General features: G+C 68.2%; 19 protein-coding genes, 1 tRNA gene and 1 pseudogene. 14 read left to right on the top strand and 7 right to left on the bottom strand.

What is annotated here, in order from left to right; translation table 11 throughout:
- Nucleotides 1-100: 100 nt before the first annotated feature.
- Entirely contained in the window at nucleotides 101-1,468 is a 1,368-nt protein-coding gene (locus tag ACQP1N_RS27525; RefSeq protein WP_067798188.1) for a glycosyltransferase, read from the bottom strand.
- Between the two features lie 820 nt (nucleotides 1,469-2,288).
- Between ACQP1N_RS27525 and ACQP1N_RS27520 the strand changes: the two genes are divergently transcribed.
- On the top strand, nucleotides 2,289-2,750 hold the full coding sequence (locus tag ACQP1N_RS27520; RefSeq protein WP_433227479.1) for a hypothetical protein: 462 nt from the start codon (nucleotides 2,289-2,291) through the stop codon (nucleotides 2,748-2,750).
- A gap of 119 nt (nucleotides 2,751-2,869) precedes the next feature.
- Here ACQP1N_RS27520 and ACQP1N_RS27515 read toward each other — a convergent pair whose 3' ends face one another.
- On the bottom strand, nucleotides 2,870-3,349 hold the full coding sequence (locus ACQP1N_RS27515; RefSeq protein WP_433227478.1) for a hypothetical protein: 480 nt from the start codon (nucleotides 3,347-3,349) through the stop codon (nucleotides 2,870-2,872).
- Nucleotides 3,350-3,500: 151 nt separating this feature from the next.
- Here ACQP1N_RS27515 and ACQP1N_RS27510 point away from each other — a divergent pair, with 151 nt between their 5' ends.
- The 5 genes from ACQP1N_RS27510 to ACQP1N_RS27490 all read left to right on the top strand — a co-directional run bounded on the left by ACQP1N_RS27510 (nucleotide 3,501) and on the right by ACQP1N_RS27490 (nucleotide 9,532).
- Nucleotides 3,501-5,060: a DUF1254 domain-containing protein gene (locus ACQP1N_RS27510; RefSeq protein ID WP_433227477.1), complete on the top strand. Its 1,560-nt coding sequence runs from the start codon at nucleotides 3,501-3,503 to the stop codon at nucleotides 5,058-5,060.
- A 175-nt stretch (nucleotides 5,061-5,235) separates the two neighbouring features.
- Nucleotides 5,236-6,660, top strand: coding sequence for a DUF1254 domain-containing protein (locus tag ACQP1N_RS27505; protein ID WP_433227476.1), 1,425 nt, complete (start codon nucleotides 5,236-5,238; stop codon nucleotides 6,658-6,660).
- Nucleotides 6,661-6,762: 102 nt separating this feature from the next.
- Entirely contained in the window at nucleotides 6,763-7,044 is a 282-nt protein-coding gene (locus tag ACQP1N_RS27500) for a hypothetical protein (protein ID WP_433232822.1), read from the top strand.
- Between the two features lie 76 nt (nucleotides 7,045-7,120).
- Nucleotides 7,121-8,806: a SulP family inorganic anion transporter gene (locus tag ACQP1N_RS27495; protein ID WP_433227475.1), complete on the top strand. Its 1,686-nt coding sequence runs from the start codon at nucleotides 7,121-7,123 to the stop codon at nucleotides 8,804-8,806.
- Between the two features lie 144 nt (nucleotides 8,807-8,950).
- On the top strand, nucleotides 8,951-9,532 hold the full coding sequence (locus tag ACQP1N_RS27490) for a hypothetical protein (RefSeq protein ID WP_433227474.1): 582 nt from the start codon (nucleotides 8,951-8,953) through the stop codon (nucleotides 9,530-9,532).
- Nucleotides 9,533-10,589: 1,057 nt separating this feature from the next.
- Here ACQP1N_RS27490 and ACQP1N_RS27485 read toward each other — a convergent pair.
- From ACQP1N_RS27485 to ACQP1N_RS27470, 4 genes and pseudogenes are all read right to left on the bottom strand, one after another.
- The gene (locus tag ACQP1N_RS27485) at nucleotides 10,590-10,985 is read right to left on the bottom strand and encodes a DUF4234 domain-containing protein (protein ID WP_067805090.1); all 396 of its coding nucleotides are present in this window, start codon (nucleotides 10,983-10,985) and stop codon (nucleotides 10,590-10,592) included.
- A 308-nt stretch (nucleotides 10,986-11,293) separates the two neighbouring features.
- Nucleotides 11,294-11,416, bottom strand: coding sequence for a hypothetical protein (locus ACQP1N_RS27480; protein WP_433232931.1), 123 nt, complete (start codon nucleotides 11,414-11,416; stop codon nucleotides 11,294-11,296).
- A 91-nt stretch (nucleotides 11,417-11,507) separates the two neighbouring features.
- Nucleotides 11,508-11,594, bottom strand: a pseudogene (locus ACQP1N_RS27475) (hypothetical protein); the annotation flags it as partial.
- Nucleotides 11,595-11,637: 43 nt separating this feature from the next.
- A complete protein-coding gene (locus tag ACQP1N_RS27470; protein WP_433227473.1) occupies nucleotides 11,638-12,261 on the bottom strand; it encodes a tyrosine-type recombinase/integrase in 624 nt (207 codons plus the stop codon).
- A gap of 205 nt (nucleotides 12,262-12,466) precedes the next feature.
- On the opposite strand from ACQP1N_RS27470, the gene ACQP1N_RS27465 reads away from it, so the two are divergent.
- The 3 genes from ACQP1N_RS27465 to ACQP1N_RS27455 are packed head-to-tail and all read left to right on the top strand — an operon-like array spanning nucleotide 12,467 to nucleotide 13,938.
- Nucleotides 12,467-12,808, top strand: a complete 342-nt coding sequence (locus tag ACQP1N_RS27465; RefSeq protein ID WP_067805104.1) for an ArsR/SmtB family transcription factor — start codon at nucleotides 12,467-12,469, stop codon at nucleotides 12,806-12,808.
- Between the two features lie 3 nt (nucleotides 12,809-12,811).
- On the top strand, nucleotides 12,812-13,318 hold the full coding sequence (locus tag ACQP1N_RS27460) for an SRPBCC family protein (protein ID WP_433227472.1): 507 nt from the start codon (nucleotides 12,812-12,814) through the stop codon (nucleotides 13,316-13,318).
- Nucleotides 13,318-13,938 carry a dihydrofolate reductase family protein gene (locus ACQP1N_RS27455; RefSeq protein ID WP_067805084.1) on the top strand — a complete coding sequence of 207 codons (621 nt, stop codon included), beginning with the start codon at nucleotides 13,318-13,320 and terminating at the stop codon, nucleotides 13,936-13,938. Before ACQP1N_RS27460 ends, ACQP1N_RS27455 begins: the two co-directional genes overlap by 1 nt.
- Nucleotides 13,939-14,146: 208 nt before the next feature.
- Here ACQP1N_RS27455 and ACQP1N_RS27450 read toward each other — a convergent pair.
- Nucleotides 14,147-14,218: transfer RNA gene (locus tag ACQP1N_RS27450), tRNA-Arg, on the bottom strand.
- Nucleotides 14,219-14,346: 128 nt separating this feature from the next.
- Between ACQP1N_RS27450 and ACQP1N_RS27445 the strand changes: the two genes are divergently transcribed.
- The 5 genes from ACQP1N_RS27445 (at nucleotide 14,347) to thrC (ending at nucleotide 19,259) form a co-directional block, all read left to right on the top strand.
- Nucleotides 14,347-14,709 carry a response regulator transcription factor gene (locus ACQP1N_RS27445; protein WP_067805102.1) on the top strand — a complete coding sequence of 121 codons (363 nt, stop codon included), beginning with the start codon at nucleotides 14,347-14,349 and terminating at the stop codon, nucleotides 14,707-14,709.
- 153 nt (nucleotides 14,710-14,862) lie between these two features.
- Nucleotides 14,863-15,423, top strand: coding sequence for a DALR anticodon-binding domain-containing protein (locus tag ACQP1N_RS27440; RefSeq protein WP_169804059.1), 561 nt, complete (start codon nucleotides 14,863-14,865; stop codon nucleotides 15,421-15,423).
- Nucleotides 15,420-16,811: a diaminopimelate decarboxylase gene (gene lysA, locus ACQP1N_RS27435; protein WP_067805078.1), complete on the top strand. Its 1,392-nt coding sequence runs from the start codon at nucleotides 15,420-15,422 to the stop codon at nucleotides 16,809-16,811. Before ACQP1N_RS27440 ends, lysA begins: the two co-directional genes overlap by 4 nt.
- Nucleotides 16,808-18,112 carry a homoserine dehydrogenase gene (locus ACQP1N_RS27430; RefSeq protein WP_433227471.1) on the top strand — a complete coding sequence of 435 codons (1,305 nt, stop codon included), beginning with the start codon at nucleotides 16,808-16,810 and terminating at the stop codon, nucleotides 18,110-18,112. Before lysA ends, ACQP1N_RS27430 begins: the two co-directional genes overlap by 4 nt.
- A 79-nt stretch (nucleotides 18,113-18,191) precedes the next feature.
- A complete protein-coding gene (gene thrC / locus ACQP1N_RS27425; protein ID WP_067805075.1) occupies nucleotides 18,192-19,259 on the top strand; it encodes a threonine synthase in 1,068 nt (355 codons plus the stop codon).

Here is a 19,259-nt window from a genome sequence, read left to right as displayed (position 1 = left end):
ACGGCGGTGATTTGCAGTGGCGCCGTACGGCCGCGCCGCTGGGGGGAACCCGTCGGCCGTCGTGGGATCAGGTCGGTGCCGCCAGACGAGGGAACGGTGGTCATGCGTCGCTCTCCAAGCGGGGAGAGGCGGCCGAGGGGAGGCTGGGTATGGGAACGTCGGCCGGTCCTTCCACAGCGGGACCGGGGGCCTGGCACACGGGCACGGTCTGCGAACGGTGGGCTCCCACGTGTTCGGTCTTCTCCCAGTCCGTCCGCCGGTAAAGGTGGCGGGCCACTGCCCGTACAGCGGCGGCACCCAGCAGGAACTGGTAGAGCAGATGGGTGAGGGGGAATCGGCAAAGGGTGGTCGCGGGCAGCTTGAGCCCGAAGTCCCGGGCGAACATGCGCGCTCCCACCATGTGCGTCACCATCTGCAATAGAAGCCCGTACAGCGGCGCGAAGGACAGCAGCGCGACATAGACGGGCGGTCTGTGGAGGAAGGGGCCGCCGAAGAAGGGGCCCACGATGGCCAGTGGCAGGGTGCACATCACGGCCGCGTCGATCAGCGGCTGGGCGAAGGTGAACAGCGCGAGGGCGCGGCGCCGCCACCCGGGGACCCGCCGCCAGTCCGCCTTCCCCAGCACCTGGAGGAATCCCTGATGCCACCGGGTGCGCTGTCTGACAAGGGCGCCCACGGTGACCGGTGTCTCTTCCCGAGTGGCCCACTCCTGGTCGTACGCGACGCGGATGGGAACGCCGAGGGCACTGATGCGCATGCCGATGTCGGCGTCCTCGGTGAGGCATCTGTCGTCCCAGCCCCCCACGCGCTCCACGAGGCCACGCCGCAGGAAGATGGTGTTCCCCCCAAGCGGGATCATTCCCACTCCGGCGTGGAAGTGAAGCCGGCTCTTGTACCAGAAGTAGTACTCAAGGCAGTTGTGAATGGAGAACCAGCGGTCCAGCATATTGACCAGTTGGACTCCTCCCTGGACGACGGGGACCTGCTCGTCGAGCATCACCGTGTTGACGACATTGAAGATGTCGGGATGGATGTCGTCCTCGGCGTCAAAGACACATACCACCTCATTTTCTGATACGGCCAGACCCACATTGAGACCGCGCGGCTTGTTCACCGGAGTCCCGCCGAACGTCTCAACGGATACGTTCACCAGCTCGCAGCCGGCCGTCGCGGCGCGGGCGGCGTCGATGGTGGACTCGTCGTCCGCGTGGCAGATCACCCGGACCTCCAGAAGGCCGCTCGGATAGCGGACCGCCGCCACCTTCCGCACCGTCTCGGCGATCACCGCCTCCTCATCCCGCGCGGGCAGCAGGACCGTGAAACCCAGCTCGGGCGCACGAAAACACCTCGGCCCCCGTGTAGCCGCCATCCGCTCGGGATGGTTCCACGTGTACGTCATCAGCCACAGGGTGAGCAGGACATGGCCCAGCAACCCCAGGGCGACCGCCGCCACAAGCGCCTCGATCATCCGCGTCTCCTCCGCAAACGCGGTTTCGCGGTCGTACCGACGAGCGGGCGTCCAGCCCTTCGGCACTACCGTCGGCGGCGCCCCCGCCTCCAGGCTGCGACGGCGCCTCCCCACCCCCGCCGGCACGCCGGCCAGACGGCGATCCGGAACATGACACGCAGCCGGGCAGGCCGCCCGGCGCCTGCTCACCCTTCCATCGGACAAGCCGACGGGACCAGCGGACCCGATGGAATCGCGAAATCAAAGATCGTTATTTGCTGGATGCTCGACCACTCTGGGGAGAAGGCAAAAAGGAATTTGATTCCTCCAGGCTGAGAGATGCCATAATCCTGCCCGCTGTGGTCCCGAACGATCCGTCGCCCGGTAGGCCGCACACGGGGCTGCGGGCGAACAGTCGGGCGAGAATTTTCGCCCCTGGCGCCACCCCCGCCTCACGTGCGGCGACCCCGCAGAACGCGAATTTCGCCACGAATGCTCAAAAATACCTCAATCGGATTATCGTGAGGTATTTCCGCCGGCTTTTGCTGATCTAGGACGTCCGTGCGGGGCTCCTTGGATGTGGACATAGCCGCCGAGTTATGTAAAACAAGGGGGCAATCTTGGTTGTCAAGTAATTTGGCCACTCGTACGGTGGGAGGTGAGGTGAGGCGACATCAATCCAGAAGCGGGTTCGACGTGCCCTCCCCTGACGACAGCGGATTCTTTGGGAAGAAAGGAAGGTCATGTATCAAGCTCGTGCCAGAAGGTTCATGTTCGTGCCGGGATTGGCGCTCGCACTCGGACTTGCCGGGGGCGTCTCCCCGGCCTGGGGGCCACCTCCGTGCCGCTGAGCGCGTCCAAGGCACAGGTCTCCCGGACCGCCCCCGCACTGGGTCCCGCCGAAGACCCTGACAACGGCGCCGTCCCGGCCCAAAAAGTCGCGCTCACCCGCCAGAACAGGGACTGTCTGGGGATGCCCATCGGCCCCACGCTGACCCAGAGTTTCGGGTTCTCCGTCGTCAGGAGGACCGGCTCGAACATGATCGTGACCACGGTCGTGCTCCAGGGAGCCGCACCCAACGCCACCTACACCATCAGGCTCATCCAGTTGGGGCCGTCTCTCGGGACATCCGACTGCCAGGGGAGCGCCGGGACGGTGACCACCGACGAATACGGTAATGGCGAGGCCAATGTCAGGGAGAACGTGCTCCCAGGCGCCACCCACGTCTTCGTCGATCTCAACAATGCGGCAGACCCGAATGGAGACTACTTCACGACCGAGCCGGTCTCCCTCTTCCGGTAGACAAGCGCTCCTCAGACAGTCGGCGACACCAGACTCCTCGTGCGTTCCGGCCCCCGGACACCGGGGGCCGGAACGCACGAGCGGGTCCAGGAGCGACCGGCGCGTTGACCAACCGGCTATCACTCAAATTCCGCCTGCCGAGGTATCCCTGGAACTGGACCGGTCGCCGCCGTCCGACCATACGCCGTGCAGGTGGAAGCGGGGCGCCGGATCAGCCACTTGTCCACGGCCTCGGTCTTGTTGGTGGCGTAGGCGATCACCGAGCCGGTCCCGATGTCCATCGCGGCGAACAAGCCGGTGGTGCCGTGCCGCACAGAATCGTGCGTCATCCGCGCGGGTGCGGCGGGCATGACCGGCAGATGTGAGACAGCCCGGCCACATCGCCGACTCTGTCCACGAACTGCGGGTGGGTGGACGGCTTCCAGCGAGGTCCCCGCCTGTTCGGCGACCCGTCCCATCGTGCCGCCTCCCGCGCACGGCAACACGATCCGTGCCCGCAGCGCCGGCGCCTGAGCGGTCTTCCGCCGGCTGGCCCACTCGGTCAACTCCGAGCGTTCTTCTTCCGACAACACCATTGGCTCAAGCTTCGGGCTCGGCATCCCCACAGCCTGCCGAGTAATATGAAACTAATGACTGAGGAAATTACGTTTAGTGGTGGTCTGCGGCAGGTACGGCTCGTGGTCGAGAGGAGACCTCTCCCGAGAACGGAGCGATGCCTTGCAGCAAGCCGGACGGATCTCGCCTCAGGTCATGAAGTCGCTCTCGACTCCCGAGCGGGTAGAGACGCATCTGGGCACTCTGGAATTCCCGCTGGGCAGGCCCACCGGCGAGACCGCCGACCGCGTCTACGACCATCTGGACTATGTGCACGCCGTCCGCGGGTTCCTCGACGCGTACTCCGGGGTCAATGCGTGGGCGGCGCGCAAGGGCTTCCTTGAAGCCGGGATCAGAGACCACGATGTCCTGCTCTTCTCGGAGTTCATGGATTCCGAGACGCTCTTGCTGACAGGGAACGCGGACACCGTCTATTTCGTGACGTTCCTCGACCTGACTGAGGGGCCACTGGTAGTGGAAATGCCGCCCCTCTCCCTCTGTTTCGTCAATGACATGTGGTTTCGCTGGGTCGCGGATCCCGGTATGGCCGGGCCGGATCGCGGGGCCGGCGGCAAATACCTCTTCGTGCCGCCCGGTTATGAGGGTCCTCTTCCGGAGGGCGGCTTCTTCGCACAGCCGACCCGCACCACGCGGCTCGTCCTGGGCGGGCGAGCGTTCCTGGAGGGCGACGACCCGAAGCCGGCGGTCGAGCGCATCAAGGAGAGGCTGCGCATCCACCGCTACGTCCCCGGGTTCTTCGGAACCAGCATCGGGGAGATCGTCACAGGGGGAACGGCCCCGCCGTTGCCGTGGACCGCTCAGACGTGGACCGCCGCGCTCCGCAGGCCCGACCCGCCGCGCTTCGTCGAGGGCACCGGGTTCGCCGTGAACACGGTCCCACCCGGGGACTCGACATACTTCGACCTCGCGAGTGAGCTCGTGCACGATCAGCCGGCCGAGGCGCTCGATCCCGAGATCGCCGGTGCGCTGGCCGCGATCGGGATCGTCAAGGGCCGCCCCTTCCAGCCGGATCCGCGGATGCGGAAGATCCTCGCCGAGGCGGCCGCGGTGGGGAACGCGACGGCCCGTACCCTCGCCTGCCACCCGCGCCCGGAGGAGGGGGCGCACTTCTACGGCGCGTCCTCCCAGTGGATCAACGGCCTGCTCGTGTCCGGCTACGACTTCATGACACCGCCCCCGGACATCACCGACCGGGGCGTCGAGCTCCGTACGAGCGACGGCGCCCGCAAGCTCAACCTGCGGACCTGGTGGTGGTACCTGGGCGTGGGCATCAGCCCGGCGTTCACCGCGCCGTTGCCCGGCATCGGCTCGCAGTACCTGTTCGCGTTCGCGGACCGGCAGGACCGGGCCCTCGACGGGGGCGGGCACTACCGTCTGGTGCTTCCGCCGGACATTCCCGCCGCCCGTTTCTGGTCGTGCACCGTCTACGACAACCAGACCCGCTCGATGCTCTCCACGCCGCAACGCTTCCCCCGGGCCGGCAGCCAGGACTATCCGACCCCGGCGGCGGCCGCCGACGCGGACGGCACGACTACGGTGCACTTCGGACCCGACCGGCCGGGCGGCGTGCCGGAGGGCAACTGGATCCAGACCGTGCCGGGCAAGGGATGGTTCGTGGTCCTGCGGCTTTACAACCCTCTGCGGCCGTTCTTCGACAAGACCTGGCGGCCGGGCGAGGTCGAGGCGGTGGACTGACCTGGCGTGGCGGCGATCCGAAGGAGTGACGGTCCGGACGGTGAGGTGGCCATGAGCACGAGCCCGCCGGGGAGCTGGAACGGCGGTGCCGCAAAGCGGACGATCGTCGGCGTGAAGAACGACTGGAACGCAGTTCTCAAGGAAGGACCCTTTAGGAGGGAACGCGGTGCCTCACGTGAGCGACGCGCCCAGCCCGGGCATATCAGCTGAGACCCTCGCGTCGATCAGCGTCCCGGACCGGCTGGAGGCGGTCTTCGGCGCGATGGACTTCTTCGACGGCCTGCCCCTGCCCGACACGGTCACCCGGAGCTATGACGCGCTCGACCTGCTGCGCGGGATCGAGGTCTTCCTCAACTGCCTGCCCGGCGCCGCGATGGTGGCGATGCGGCGCGGGCTGCGGAGCCTCGGTATCGGCTCCCGCACGATCGGCTACACGGCCCCGCGGTGCAGTTCGGCACCCTTGATGCTCACGCCGAACACCGAAACCGCGTACGGGTTGGCCTTCCTGGCGCTCGATCAGGACGGCCCGACAGTGATCGAAGTGCCGGGGGGCTCGCTGAGTGTCGTCGACGACCTGTGGCAGCGCTACGTCGCCGACATGGGGATCGCCGGACCCGACGAGGGCAAAGGAGGCAAGTACCTCTTCCTGCCCCCCGGCCATGACGGCGACGTCCCGGACGGCTACTTCGTCTCGCGGCCGCCGACCTTCTCCTGCTGGGCGGCGCTCCGCGTGCTGGGGGGTGTCGAGAGCCTGCTCAAGACGCGGATGTACCCGCTCTCGGCCGCGGCCGACCCGCCCGAGCAGCGCTTCGTCAACTTTGCCGACTCCGTCTTCAATGCGGTCCCCGCCAACGACTTCTCGTTCTTCGGGGAGGTCGACGAGATCGTTCAGCAGGAACCGCCCGAGGCACTCGACCCCGAGCGCGCGGGACAGCTCGCCTCGATCGGCATCGTGCCCGGCAAGCCCTTTCGACCGGACGACCGCATGCGCTCGATCCTCGACACCGCCGCGCGGGTCGGATCGGGCCTCGTGCGGACGCTGACCTTCAAACCGCGCGACCCGGATTTCTACTACTACCCGGGCAGCTCGTGGAAGAACATGTTCCCCTCCGGAAGCCACGAGTTCCTCTCGCCGCAGGGTGCGCGCCTGCTGGACGCTCGCGCCGTGTTCCACCATGGGGCGCTCGTGATCACGCCGGCGATGGCGACGGCGGCGGTCGGGGCCGGATCGCAGTACGCCTACACGGCAGAGGACACCACCGGCGCCTGGCTCGACGGCGAGAAGAGCTACACGCTCACCCTTCCCAAGGGCGTCCCGGCGAAGAACTTCTGGGCCGTTGACGTCTACGACCCCCAGACTCGGTCGCTGCTGCGCACCGACAACCCCTACCCGAGCGTGAACAGCCTCTCGGACGCCGTGCAGGCCGAGGACAGCGGCGACACGGTCATCCACTTCGGCCCGACCGCGCCACCGGGCAGGGAGGCGAACTGGATCCAGACGGTCCCCGGCAAGGGATGGTTCGTCGTCCTGCGACTCTACGGTCCGCTGGAAAGCTGGTTCGACCAGAGCTGGCGGCCGGGCGAGGTCGAACCGGCGTGAGGTAGACGGCCGTGGGCGAGGCGATCGGTCAGATTCCGTCGTACGGCGTCGGAGCGGCGCGGCCGGGCGCGCGGCGACGAGGAGGTGTCGTTGCCGAAGTGGATGCACACGGTCGACTCCTTCCCACCCGTCACGGCGGGAGCACTCGGGATCGCGCCGTCCGCTCTCAACCCGAAGAACCTGCTGCTCGTGATCGCCGCGGCGGCGATCGCGCGCACGGACACCTCAGCCGGCGCACAGGCCGCGGCACTCGCGGTCTTCGTTGTGATCGGGCGTTCGGGACCGGAGCGCCGGTCGTGCTCTACTTCGCCCTCAAGGAGCGCTCCAAGCACATCCTCGACGGCCTCAAGCTCTGGATGGAGAGGAACAACTCGGCGATCATGACCGTGATCTGCCTGATTCTCGCCGCGAAGCTGGTGGGCAACGCCATCAGTGATCTCTCCTCCTGATGAGGCCGAGCATGCTCGGGCTGTTCCCTTCACTGCGGGGATACCGGCGGCAATGGCTGGGGCGGGACGCCCTGGCCGGGGTGACGGTGTGGGCGGTTCTCGTGCCCGAGGCGCTCGCCTACGCGACGATCGCCGGCGTCTCGCCCGTGGTCGGCCTCTACGCCGCGCCCGCCGCCCTGATCCTCTACGCCGCCTTCGGCAGCTCCAAGCACCTGGTGGTCGGGCCGATGGCGGCGACGGCGGCGCTCTCGGCGGCGATCGTCGGTGAGGCCGCAGGCGGTTCGAGTGCGGACTTCCGCACTGCGATGACGGCGGCATTGGCCGTGACGGTGGGCATCGCGGCGCTCCTTGCCGGACTGCTGCGCCTCGGCTTCCTCGCCGGTTTCATCTCCGAGCCGGTGCTGAAAGGCTTCATCGTCGGCCTGGCGCTGACGATCATCGCGGGCCAGCTGCCGAAGCTGTTCGGCGTCGAGGGCGCGTCGGGGGACTTCTTCGAGAAGATCTGGGCCCTGATCGGCGCCCTCGGCGGAACCAGTGGCCTCACCGTCCTGGTCGGCGTCGGCAGCCTCCTGCTGATCCTCGTCCTCAAGCGGGTCACCCCGTTCGTGCCCGGCTCGCTGATCGCGGTGGCGCTGGGGATCGCGGCGGCAGCGGCCTTCGACCTGGAGGACCATGGGGTCGATGTCGTCGGCAGGATCGAGACCGGGCTGCCCTCGTTCGGCTTCCCCGATGTCTCGGTGGACGACCTCGGCGGCCTCGCCGCCGGAAGTGTCGGCGTGCTGCTCGTCGCCTTCGCCGAGGGACTCGGGGCGGCGAAGAGTTACGCCACCCGCGACCACTACGAGGTTGACGCCAACCGCGAGCTGATCGGGCTCGGGGCCGCCGGCCTGGGCGCCGGCCTGTCCAGCGGCATGGCCGTCAACGGCAGCCTCTCGAAGACCGCCGTCAACTGGTCGGCGGGCGCACGCACCCAGCTGTCCGGGGTCTTCGTCGCCCTCCTCACCGTGATCACGCTGCTCTTCTTCACCGGCCTCTTCGAGAAGCTCCCCGAGGCGGTGCTCGCGGGGGTGGTGGTCGCGGCGGTGGTCGAACTGGTCGACATCCCCTCCCTGGTCGCCCTCTATCGCGTTTTCACCCGCAGGCTCGGCCAGGACTACGGCGTCGCCGCGCGACCCGACTTCGTCACCGCGGTCGCCGCGATGCTCGGGGTGATGATCTTCGACACGCTGCCCGGCCTCTTCATCGGCATCGGTGCCTCGTTGCTCCTGCTCCTCTACCGCTCCTCGCGCCCGGTCATCAACGAGCTGGGGCAACTGCCGGGGAACGGACACTTCGCCGCGCTCGACAGGCACACGGACAGCCGCAGGATCCCGGGGGTGATCGTGCTGCGCGTCGAGGCGGGCATCTACTTCGCCAACGCCGAGCGGATCCGGTCCACGGTACGAAGTGCCGTCGGCCGGGAAGGGGCGACGGTGGTCGTGATCGACGCCGAGACGGTCCCCTTCATCGACGTCAGCGCGGTACGCATGCTCGACGAGCTGGCCGAGGAACTGGAGGCCCGCGGAGTCCGGCTCCTGCTTGCCCGCGACGTGGGTCAGGTTCGGGACGTGTTGCGCACCGCCGAAGCCAAGACGGAGCTGAGGCACGTTTATCCCACCGTGCAAGCGGCGGTCGACGCGGCCAGGACCGGCACATGACGCAACCGATGCCTTGTTCCCCTACACGACCTGGCAGGACGCCATCTCCCCGCACGGACACCGTGTACCGCTCGGATACTCGGTTTCGTGCTCTGAGCTGGGATTTTGCTGCGGGGCCATCGCAGTCACTGTGACCATCTCGAGGTGTTGTTGTCGGTGCTGTACCGGGTGGTCCGGAGCTTGCTGGGACTGCTGGTGATTGTGGTCCGGTCTGATCTGTCCAAGGACGTGGAGTTGCTGGTGCTCCGTCACCAGAACCAGGTTGTGCTTGCCGAAAACTACGTCCGTGCAGGTGAGAGACGTAGTGCCTGGCAGGCAGTGGCGCCGGGCTTGGACGGTTCCGGACGGGTTGACCTGCACGGACGAGGTTTTCGGCAGGGAGAGGGATGCAAGGTAGCGCTTGACGGGAACCGGCCTCAGCTGCGGCTGACGTCGGAAGAACTGAGCGAGCTGGGCTCCGGCCTGTACACCCTCCTGGCCACGCTCACCGGATACCGCGCCGCGCGAGTCGGCTGGGATCCGGAGGTCTTCGTCGATCCGGTCGAGCTGCGGCGGGAGTGGTCCGAAGAACTCGCGGCGGGCGCGCTGCCCGGCCTGGTCGTGGCCGAGGACGTCCGGCTCGGCGTGCCGATGAACGCCTTCGTCCGCTTCACCGACGGTTTCCGGTGGATCCCCTACGAGAGCGGACGGCCGTCATTCCCCGGTGTGGACGCCGGCGGCCCGTGACCGGCTGAGTCCGTCGCAAGCCAAGGTCGGCGAGCACCGGGACGCCCATCGCGTTGTACGTGTTCATCCGCACGCGGATGTGCACGTCTGCCTGTACGCCGACAACGTGACCAACCGCGTCCTGCGCCGCCTGGCCGCTCTCAACCCGGGATCTTGTCTGACGCGCGCGGCGCGCTGTCCTGGACGTGTTACGTGCGAACGCGGGCCTGTCCGCCAACCAGGGGGTTGCGGCAGCCGCAACCAGCAAAGCCGACGCCGGAAATGCGCTTCTCGACCCGGTGACGCGCACCACCCCCGAGGAACACGCGGTGTCACACGCCGTGAACAGAGCTGGGACCGCAGTCCTCCCATCGGTGGCGACAACGTTGTGAACAGGGGATCTGTTAAAGATCTTTTACAACCGCCAGTGCAGCACTCCACTGCACTATGCGGCACAAGCGGAAGCTGCACGCTCCATTTGCGGCAGAAGAGGACGCCCGCACCGGTGCAACGGCAACGAGATCCCAGAGGCCCATGAACTCTTACACGCCGTACTGCGCCCAGGGGAACTCGGCGGTCAGCGACGCTACGGTACGACGGCGTTCGCGAGATGGATGGGCACGAGCCACTGATTACCTTCCCAGCATCGACGACGGCTCTGACATTTCCGAAGCCGACCTTCCCCGGCGAACAAGCCGAGGCAGCCACCAGAGACCCGGATCTCCATGCTGGTGACCAGTACTCGCAGCTGTCCGGCGTCGACCCAACGGTTGTCCCGGCCATGCTGAGGACCCATCTGACGCGCTACATGCGCAATCCGGGCGTCTCGGCCCGGCTCGGATTGGGTTGGTGTCGACGACGAGGGTGAGAGCACACTTGATCGCGTGGAGAGTGGGGAGCGATCGCGGCGGCTCGTCCGGGCCCGTGCCGACGCGTCGTCCAACGTCGCTGCCGATGCTGGCGCTGGGGGCCGTCGCTGACACCAACGCGCCGGCGGCGCCGGCCTGCCATGCGGCTCAACGGGGCCCTCGAGACCTGCTCGTCATGCTGGCCGTCACCGGTCGGTGCTGCCCCTGCGTCAGTGCTGCTTGCTAGGGGATGGATGCTTGGATTCGTGCTCCCAGATCCGGTTCAGCTCGATTTGGTAGTAGAGCGCATGGAGCCCGAAGAAGAACGACAAGATCAGCCCGATCCAGCCGTTACAGGAGGGCCGTTGGTTGGCCGAGTCCTGCATGCGCGCAATCCGCTCACCCGTCCGGAAGATGGAGATGTAGGGCGGCACGATGATGACCCACCCGATGAGGACAGCCAGTAGGGCCAGGCCTGGGCTTACCTCCACGCTCGAGTCGCGTGCTTCTCGGTTGATCTTGTACCACCACACAAAGTAATAGATCCCAAGAGTGATGAGCGGCCAGACCAACCAGGTCAGGACCGGATTGCGCCGCTTAACTGCCGTCACACGCTCCTCATCCATACCACAAACATATTCGGTCATTTCCCATTGAGTTGCACTGTAGGCATGAAGAGTCACAAGATTCTTGTCGACTGTCTCCGTGGTAGTCGTCGGCGCCAACGGGTGCCGCTACGGCGGGCTCACGGTCACTTCCTGGCCGACCGGCGGCGCGGCAACGACCAAGGGACGCATTGCGCCAAACGGCCGGGGCCGCAGTGGGAGCCGAGCGGCGCTGACCGAGTTGTCGAAGCCGCTGTAACGATTTGCCGTTTTGGGTGGTTTCGCCTCTCCTTGTATAATCCGCTGCTCCAGCAATGGCAGCTCTTTTGCTATTCGGTGGACCGGGACATACGGGGCAGCTTCTTCTTGGTTCGGGTGCCGGAGGCCATGTAGGTAGCGAGGATGTAGTTGGGGTGGCGGTCGAGGTTGTTGCGGGCTCGGTCGTAGCGCATGGTGGTGCGCGGGTCTGCGTGGCGTGCTGCGAACCTGCACGTCGCGCAGGTCGACGCCGACGTCGAGCATGGTGGTCACGAAGGTGTGGCGGAGCATGTGCGGGTGCATCCGCGGCAACCGGACGACGGATTTGGCGGCGAGCCGGCGCAGGCGGCGGGTGGCGGCGTGCCGATGCATCTGGGCCCCGCGGGTGTTGAGCAGGATCGGCCGGGCCCTCCGTTCACCCGTGGCGTGGTCGATGGCTCTGCCGGCTGCCGGCTGCCGGCGGGAGAGGTATCAGCACGGTCCGGGTGCCCTTGCCGACGACGCGCAGGACTCGGTGGCCGTGTTCTTCGCCCAGGTCGTCGATGTCAGCGCTGGTGGCCTCGAAGATCCGCAGCCCGAGCATCGCGACCAGCGCGAAGTCGTTGGGGTTGGCTGAGGCACGTGCGGCCGACAGCAGGGCCTCGAACTGCAGATGTGACAACCCGAGGGTGGGCGATTCGGGTGGGACGTTGGGGCGTCGGACGTGGTCGGCGGGCGAGTGTTCCAGGATCCCGTCGATCACGCAGGTGCGGTAGAAGTCGGCCACCACCGATAGTCGCCGGGACACGGTCGAGGGCCGGAACCGGCAGACCTCCTGCAGCCACCGCACGTACATCTCCACATGCGCGCGCCGTACCGCCAAGGGCTCCAGGTGCCGTTCGGCGCACCAGGTCAGGTAGATCCGCAGATCCGACTCGGTGTGCATGCGCGAGTCACCCTTGTACCGGGCCAGGTAGGCGAGTGTCGCCGACCGCAGGACGTCCCCACCGACGGTCCCAGCGCCGGGCGTCGCTCCAAGAAGCTCATCGAACGAAGTCATACCCGCGACGCTGCGCCTGCTTCAGGCGCAAGACCAGACCGACCACACGGCATAAGAGGGCGTTGGCCAGGTGCGTCGGCCTCCTACCTCAAGGGTGGCGCTCAGTCGGGTGCCTTGTTCGGGTGGCAAGGGTCACGATCGTCATCTGACAAGACCCGCCTCTGTCGGCTTGAACGTATGCCGATATGGGAATATGATGGCGGACATGGCACGAGCAGCGACGACGTCGGACGTCTTCAACGCGATCGCCGAGCCGCAGCGCCGGGAGATCCTGGTGCTGCTGCGGGCGGGTGAGCGGCCGGTGACCGAGTTGGCCCGGGAGCTGGGGATGACCCAGCCGGGGGCGTCCAAACACCTGCGGGTGCTCCGGGAGGTCGGGCTGGTGCGGGACCGCAAGGCGGGCAAGCAGCGCCTGTACGGCCTCGACGCTCACGGACTGCGGCCGGTCCACGAATGGACCGGCGGGTTCGAGCGGTTCTGGAACGAGAGCTTCGACCGGCTGGACGCGTACGTGCAGGACCTGAAGCAGGCAACGCAGGAGGAGTAGCTGATGAGCGCAACAGGACGAGGGGCGTCGGCGCAGTCCGCGACCGCCGACCGCGAGATCGTTATTTCCAGGGTCATCGACGCCCCACCAGAGCTGGTGTTCGAGGCGTTCACCGAGGTCCGGCACCTGTCGCGGTGGTGGGGACCGGAGGGGTTCACCACCACCACGCGGTCGTTCGAGTTCCGTGTCGGCGGGGAGTGGGACTTCGTGATGCACGGACCGGACGGGACGGACTACGCCGAGTGGATCTCCTGGACCGAGATCGCCCCGCCGGAGCGGATCGCACTGTTGCACGGTGAGTCCCGCGGCGACCCGAACACCTTCGAGTCGGTCCTGACGCTCGAGCCCGACGGCGCGGCGACCCGGCTTGAGATGCGCACGGTGTTCCCCACCAGGGGGCTGCGCGACGAGGCGGTCGAGAAGTACCACGCGATCGAGGGCGGCCGGCAGACCCTGAGCAACCTGGCCGGCTACGTCACCGAGATCGTTCGGAAGGGAGCGGAGGGCTGATGGCCGGGAAGGTGTTCTTCAGCGTGTCGATGTCGCTGGACGGGTTCATCGCGCCCGAGTCTCCCGAGGAGTTGATGGGGCGGCAGTGGATGGAACTGCAGCGGTGGGTCTTCCCGCAGCGGTTCTTCCGGGAGAATTTGAAGCTCGGAGAGGGCGGCGAGGAGGGGCGCGACAACGACATCCTGCGGGAGACGTTCGAGCGCACCGGCGCGAGCGTGATGGGCAAGCGCATGTTCGACGTCGGCGAGCAGGCGTGGCCGGAGGAGGCGCCGTTCCACACTCCGGTCTTCGTCGTGACGCACGAGAAGCGCGACCCCTGGGAGCGTCCGGGCGGGACCACCTTCCACTTCGTCAACGACGGCATCGAGCACGCGCTCGACCTGGCCCGCGAGGCCGCCGGTGACCGCGACGTCCGCATCGCGGGCGGCGGCGCGACGATCCTGGAGTACGTGAACGCCGGCCTGATCGACGAGTTCTCGATCGCGCTGTCACCCGTGCTGTTCGGCTCCGGCATCCGCCTGTTCGAGGGCGTGGACGCGGGCCGCGTGGCCCTGGAGCAGGTCCGCGCGGAGTCCTCCCCGAGGGTGACGCACCTGACCTACGCCGTCCGGGAGCGGTAGGCGCACGGCGGACGACACACGGCGGACGGCGGACGGAACCCCACGCGGTTGGCACGCAGACACATCTCCCGCCGGGGTGACCAGCCCACCTGCTGGATGGCCAGGAAGGAGCCGGGAAAATCCGGTGGCACCTGGCCGCACACGCACCCGGGCGGGGCCTGGTGTTGTTCGGGCAGGTCAGCGAACGTTTCCGCTGGTGACGAGTCGGTGCCCCCTGCAGGATTCGAACCTGCGCACACGGCTCCGGAGGCCGTTGCTCTATCCCCTGAGCTAAGGGGGCCCTGCGCCCTTGTTGTGGCGCGGTAGAAGGTTACCAGGGTTGGGGGGGTGACGTGCACGTGGGATTTCGCCGTGCGCGCGGGGTGTGGAGTGGGCTAACTTCGAGCCGTGACCGAGCCACTGGGACGCGTGCTGGTCGTCGATGATGACGAGGTGATCCGCCAGCTCATCGCCGTGAACCTGCAACTGGAGGGGTTCGAGGTGTCGACCGCGGTGGACGGTCAGGACTGCCTGGACAAGGTTGCCGAGGTGCGGCCGGACGTCATCACGCTGGATGTGATGATGCCCAGGCTGGACGGGTGGGTCACCGCGGTCAGGCTGCGGGAGGATCCGGGGACGGCGCACATCCGGGTCGTGATGATCACTGCGCGGGCGCAGGAGCATGATGTGCGGCGGGGGTATGAGATCGGTGTCGACGCCTACGTGACCAAGCCGTTCGATCCGAATCAGCTGATCCAGACGGTGCGGAAACTCGCTGTGGTGTCCAAATAGTGGTCGGATAGTCTCACCAGGGTGACTCCAGCCGGTGTGAGCGATGCCCTTGTGGCCGCGGTGCGGGATGCTGTGGCCGAGGGTGAGTTCGATGTCGCCGTGCCTGAGAGTGCCGTGGTCTTCGGGCGGGGTGGCGGGGTTTTCGAGAGTCCCGTGGCGCTGCGGTTGGGCGTTGATCCGGCGGTGATAGCGCGGCGGGTCGGGGGTGTGGTGGCCGGGCCCGGGTTCGTCCGGGTCGTCGTGTCCGCGGGGGAGTTGGTGGACGGGATTCTCGGTGACCCCGGGTACGGGGGCGCGCGGGTGCCGGCGGAGCGGTGGGACGAGTGGCCCCGGACGTTCGCCAATCCCGGGTTTTCGGTGCGTTATGCCTATGCGCGGGCCTGCTGGGTGCGGCGGTGGGCCCGGGAGTTCGGGGTCCGCGAGGGGCCGCTGGACGCCGGGGCTCTGGAGGCCGAGCTCGTGTGGGCCTTGGGGGATGTGCCGGGGCGGGCCAAGCAGGCGGAGCGGGAACGGGATGCCGGGCCGCTGATGTTCTGTTTGGAGAAGGTGGCCGGGGCGTACCACGACGTGCACGAGCGATGTCCCGCGGTGCCCCGGGGCGATGAGGAGCCTACGGCGGTTCATGCGGGACGGGTGGGCTTGGCGCGGGCGGTCGAGGTCGTCCTCGGCAATGGGCTGAACATGATCGGTGAGACCCCTAGAGAGCGGATATGAGTCGAGTACATCCAGCCGGACCGCGGCACGCGGACGTCCTGCCTGAGGACCATCCGGCCGGGCCGGCGGACGATCTGAACGCGCTGGAGCCCATCGTGTGGCCGCGGAGCGCCACGCGGGAGGAGGGCGTCCTCACGGTCGGTGGCGTCGATGTGCGGGATCTGGCCAGGGAGTACGGGACGCCTCTGTACGTCTACGACGAGGAGGACGTGCGGAGCCGGGCCAGGGAGTACGCGGCGGCGTTCCATGACGGGGACGTCCACTATGCGGGCAAGGCGTTCCTGTGTACCGCCGTCGCCCGGTGGCTCAAGGAGGAGGGCCTCGGGCTGGACGTGTGCAGTGGGGGTGAGCTTGCCGTGGCGTTGGCGGCGGGCTTCCCCACGGAGCGCATCACGTTGCACGGGAGCAACAAGGCGCCCTGGGAGCTGGAGAAGGCTCTGGAGGTCGGTGTCGGGCGGATCGTGCTCGATTCGTTCGAGGAGATAGCGCGGCTGGGGTATCTGGCCCAGGAGATGGGGGTCCACCCCAAGGTGATGGTGCGTGTCACCACCGGGGTCGAGGCGCACACCCATGAGTTCATCGCGACCGCTCATGACGACCAGAAGTTCGGGTTCTCGCGGAGTTCGGGGGCCGCGCTGGAGGCGGTCCGGCGGGTGCTGGAGCTGAAGCAGCTCGAACTGGTGGGGCTGCACAGCCACATCGGGTCGCAGATCTTCGACGTGGACGGGTTCGAGGTGGCCGCGCACCGGCTGGCCGAGCTGCTCGTGGCGATCCGGGACGAGCACGGGATCGAGCTTCCGGAGCTGGACCTGGGCGGCGGCTACGGCATCGCGTACGTGCCGGGCGAGGAGCCGCACGACCCCAAGTCGATGGCCGACGGCCTGCGGGCCATCGTCGCCCGCGAGTGCCGGGCGTACGAGCTGGCGATGCCGCGGCTGACCGTGGAGCCGGGCCGGGCGATCATCGGGCCGGGCGGCATCACGCTGTACGAGGTCGGCACGGTCAAGGACGTCGAGGGCCTGCGCACGTACGTGTCGGTGGACGGCGGCATGAGCGACAATCTGCGCACCGCGCTGTACGGCGCCGAGTACACCGGGGTGCTCGCGAGCCGGTCGTCCGAGGCATCGCCCATGCTCAGTAGGCTTGTCGGCAAGCACTGCGAAAGCGGTGACATCGTCGTGCGCGACCTGTGGTTCCCCGAAGATCTCGCGCCGGGTGACCTGGTGGCGGTGGCGGCGACGGGTGCGTACTGTCGGTCGATGGCCAGCAACTACAACTTCGTCCCGAAGCCGGCCGTGGTGGCGGTGCGGGACGGCAGGTCGCGCGTGATCGTCCGCCGGGAGAGCGCCGAGGACCTGCTCCGGCTCGATGCGGAGGTCGAAGCGTGAAACCCGGACTGCGCGTTGCGCTGCTCGGATGCGGGGTGGTCGGCACGGAGGTCGTCCGGCTGCTGAACGAGCAGGCGGAGGATCTGGCCGCGCGTGTCGGGGTGCCGCTGGAACTGGCCGGGATCGCCGTCCGCAGGCCCGACCGGGTGCGCGCGGGCGTCCCGCCCGAGTTGCTGACCACGGACGCGCAGGCGCTGGTGACCAGGGACGACGTCGATATCGTCATCGAGGTCATCGGCGGGATCGAGCCGGCCAGGACGCTGATGCTGGAGGCGATGAAGTCCGGCAAGTCGGTCATCACCGCGAACAAGGCGCTGCTGGCCGAGGACGGCGCGACGCTGTTCGCGGCGGCCCGCGAGTACGGCGCCGACCTGTACTACGAGGCGTCCGTCGCGGGCGCGATCCCGCTGCTGCGGCCGCTCAGGGACTCCCTGGTCGGCGACCATGTGCACCGGGTGCTCGGCATCGTGAACGGCACCACCAACTACATCCTCGACCAGATGGACACGCACGGCGCCGGGTTCAACGACGCGCTGGAGGAGGCGCAGGCGCTCGGCTACGCGGAGGCCGATCCGACGGCGGACGTGGAGGGTTTCGACGCGGCGGCCAAGGCGGCGATCCTGGCGCAGCTCGCCTTCCACACGCCCGTCACGGCCGCGGACGTCCACCGCGAGGGCATCACCGAGGTCACGGCCGCCGACGTGGCGGGCGCCAAGGGGATGGACTGCGTGGTCAAGCTGCTGGCCATCTGCGAGCGCGTCCCCTCGGCGGACGGGCGCAACGGCCGCGGCGTGTCCGTTCGCGTGTATCCGGCGATGATTCCGAGGTCGCACCCGCTGGCGAGCGTCCGCGAGGCGTACAACGCGGTGTTCGTGGAGGCCGAGTCCGCGGGCTCGCTGATGTTCTACGGCGCGGGCGCGGGCGGCGCTCCGACGGCGTCCGCGGTCCTCGGCGACCTGGTCGCGGTGGCGCGGAACGTGGTCGGCGGCACACCGGGCCCCGTGGAGGTCACGTACGCGAAGCTTCCGGTCCTGCCGATGGGTGAGACGGTCACGCGCTACTACGTCGAGGTGGACGTGACCGACGAGGCCGGTGTCCTCGCCACGGTCGCCGAGGAGTTCGCCAGGCAGGGGGTGTCGATTCAGGCCGTCCGGCAGGTCGGGCTTGGCGCGGAGGCGCAGCTCGTGGTCGTGACGCACCGGGCGCCGGACGCGGCTCTGGCCGCGACGGTGGAGGGGCTGCGCAGGCTGGAGATCGTCCGCGAGGTGACGAGCGTCATGCGCGTCGAGGGCGACGAATGAGCCGCCACCGGGGCGGAGAACGGCGATCGTGGCCCCGGTAGACTTCGGGCAACATCCCAGGTCATTCAGGGAGACCGACGTGAACCCGAACGCCCGCGCGTGGCGTGGTCTTATCGAGGAGTACCGCGACCGGCTTCCGGTGACGGAGGCGACACCGGTCGTCACGCTGCTGGAGGGCGGCACCCCGCTGCTGCCCGCCCCCCGGCTGGCCCAGCTGACCGGCTGCGAGGTGTTCCTCAAGGTCGAGGGCGCCAACCCGACCGGTTCCTTCAAGGACCGCGGCATGACGATGGCGATCAGCAAGGCCGCCGAGGACGGCGCGAAGGCGGTGATCTGCGCCTCGACCGGCAACACCTCGGCGTCCGCCGCCGCGTACGCGGTCCGGGCCGGGATGACCTGCGCGGTCCTCGTCCCCAACGGCAAGATCGCGATGGGCAAGCTGGCGCAGGCGCTGGTGCACGGCGCGCGGCTGCTCCAGGTGGACGGGAACTTCGACGACTGCCTCGAACTGGCCCGGAAACTGTCGGTCGACTACCCGGTGGCGTTGGTCAACTCCGTCAACAAGTACCGGCTGCAGGGCCAGAAGACGGCGGCGTTCGAGATCGTGGACGCGCTGGGCGACGCCCCCGACGTCCACTGCCTGCCCGTCGGAAACGCCGGCAACATCTCCGCGTACTGGATGGGGTACAAGGAGTACGCGGCCGACAAGGAGGCGTCCAGGACCCCGCGCATGCTGGGCTTCCAGGCCAGCGGTGCGGCGCCGTTCGTGAAGGGCGAGCCCGTCCTGAAGCCGCAGACGATCGCGACCGCGATCCGGATCGGCAACCCCGCGTCCTGGGACCTGGCCGTCGCGGCGCGCGACGAGTCCGGTGGCGCGATCGACTCGGTCACCGACCGGCAGATCCTCGCCGCCTACAGGCTCCTCGCCAGGGAAGAGGGGGTCTTCGTAGAGCCCGCCTCCGCGGCGAGCGTCGCCGGCCTTCTGCAGGCGAGTGAGCAGGGCGTCGTCACGCCCGGTTCCCGGGTCGTCTGCACGGTGACGGGCAACGGCCTCAAGGACCCCGACTGGGCCATCTCCGGTGCCCCCGCACCGACCGTCATCAAGGTGGACGCGCACTCCGCCGCCGCCGAACTCGGCCTCGCGTGA

Source organism: Actinomadura formosensis (assembly GCF_050948385.1).
In the GTDB taxonomy this organism is placed as follows: domain Bacteria; phylum Actinomycetota; class Actinomycetes; order Streptosporangiales; family Streptosporangiaceae; genus Spirillospora; species Spirillospora formosensis.
This window is presented reverse-complemented; position numbering and strand designations above follow the sequence as displayed.

What these genes read in the sequence shown, in the direction of transcription:
- ACQP1N_RS27525 (WP_067798188.1), bottom strand. Translation starts at nt 1,468, where the DNA reads ATGATCGAGGCGCTTGTGGCGGCGGTCGCCCTGGGGTTGCTGGGCCAT.
- ACQP1N_RS27515 (WP_433227478.1), bottom strand. Translation starts at nt 3,349, where the DNA reads ATGCCGAGCCCGAAGCTTGAGCCAATGGTGTTGTCGGAAGAAGAACGC.
- ACQP1N_RS27510 (WP_433227477.1), top strand. Translation starts at nt 3,501, where the DNA reads ATGAAGTCGCTCTCGACTCCCGAGCGGGTAGAGACGCATCTGGGCACT.
- ACQP1N_RS27500 (WP_433232822.1), top strand. Translation starts at nt 6,763, where the DNA reads ATGCACACGGTCGACTCCTTCCCACCCGTCACGGCGGGAGCACTCGGG.
- ACQP1N_RS27495 (WP_433227475.1), top strand. Translation starts at nt 7,121, where the DNA reads ATGCTCGGGCTGTTCCCTTCACTGCGGGGATACCGGCGGCAATGGCTG.
- ACQP1N_RS27485 (WP_067805090.1), bottom strand. Translation starts at nt 10,985, where the DNA reads ATGGATGAGGAGCGTGTGACGGCAGTTAAGCGGCGCAATCCGGTCCTG.
- ACQP1N_RS27480 (WP_433232931.1), bottom strand. Translation starts at nt 11,416, where the DNA reads ATGCGCTACGACCGAGCCCGCAACAACCTCGACCGCCACCCCAACTAC.
- ACQP1N_RS27470 (WP_433227473.1), bottom strand. Translation starts at nt 12,261, where the DNA reads ATGACTTCGTTCGATGAGCTTCTTGGAGCGACGCCCGGCGCTGGGACC.
- ACQP1N_RS27465 (WP_067805104.1), top strand. Translation starts at nt 12,467, where the DNA reads ATGGCACGAGCAGCGACGACGTCGGACGTCTTCAACGCGATCGCCGAG.
- ACQP1N_RS27460 (WP_433227472.1), top strand. Translation starts at nt 12,812, where the DNA reads ATGAGCGCAACAGGACGAGGGGCGTCGGCGCAGTCCGCGACCGCCGAC.
- ACQP1N_RS27455 (WP_067805084.1), top strand. Translation starts at nt 13,318, where the DNA reads ATGGCCGGGAAGGTGTTCTTCAGCGTGTCGATGTCGCTGGACGGGTTC.
- lysA (WP_067805078.1), top strand. Translation starts at nt 15,420, where the DNA reads ATGAGTCGAGTACATCCAGCCGGACCGCGGCACGCGGACGTCCTGCCT.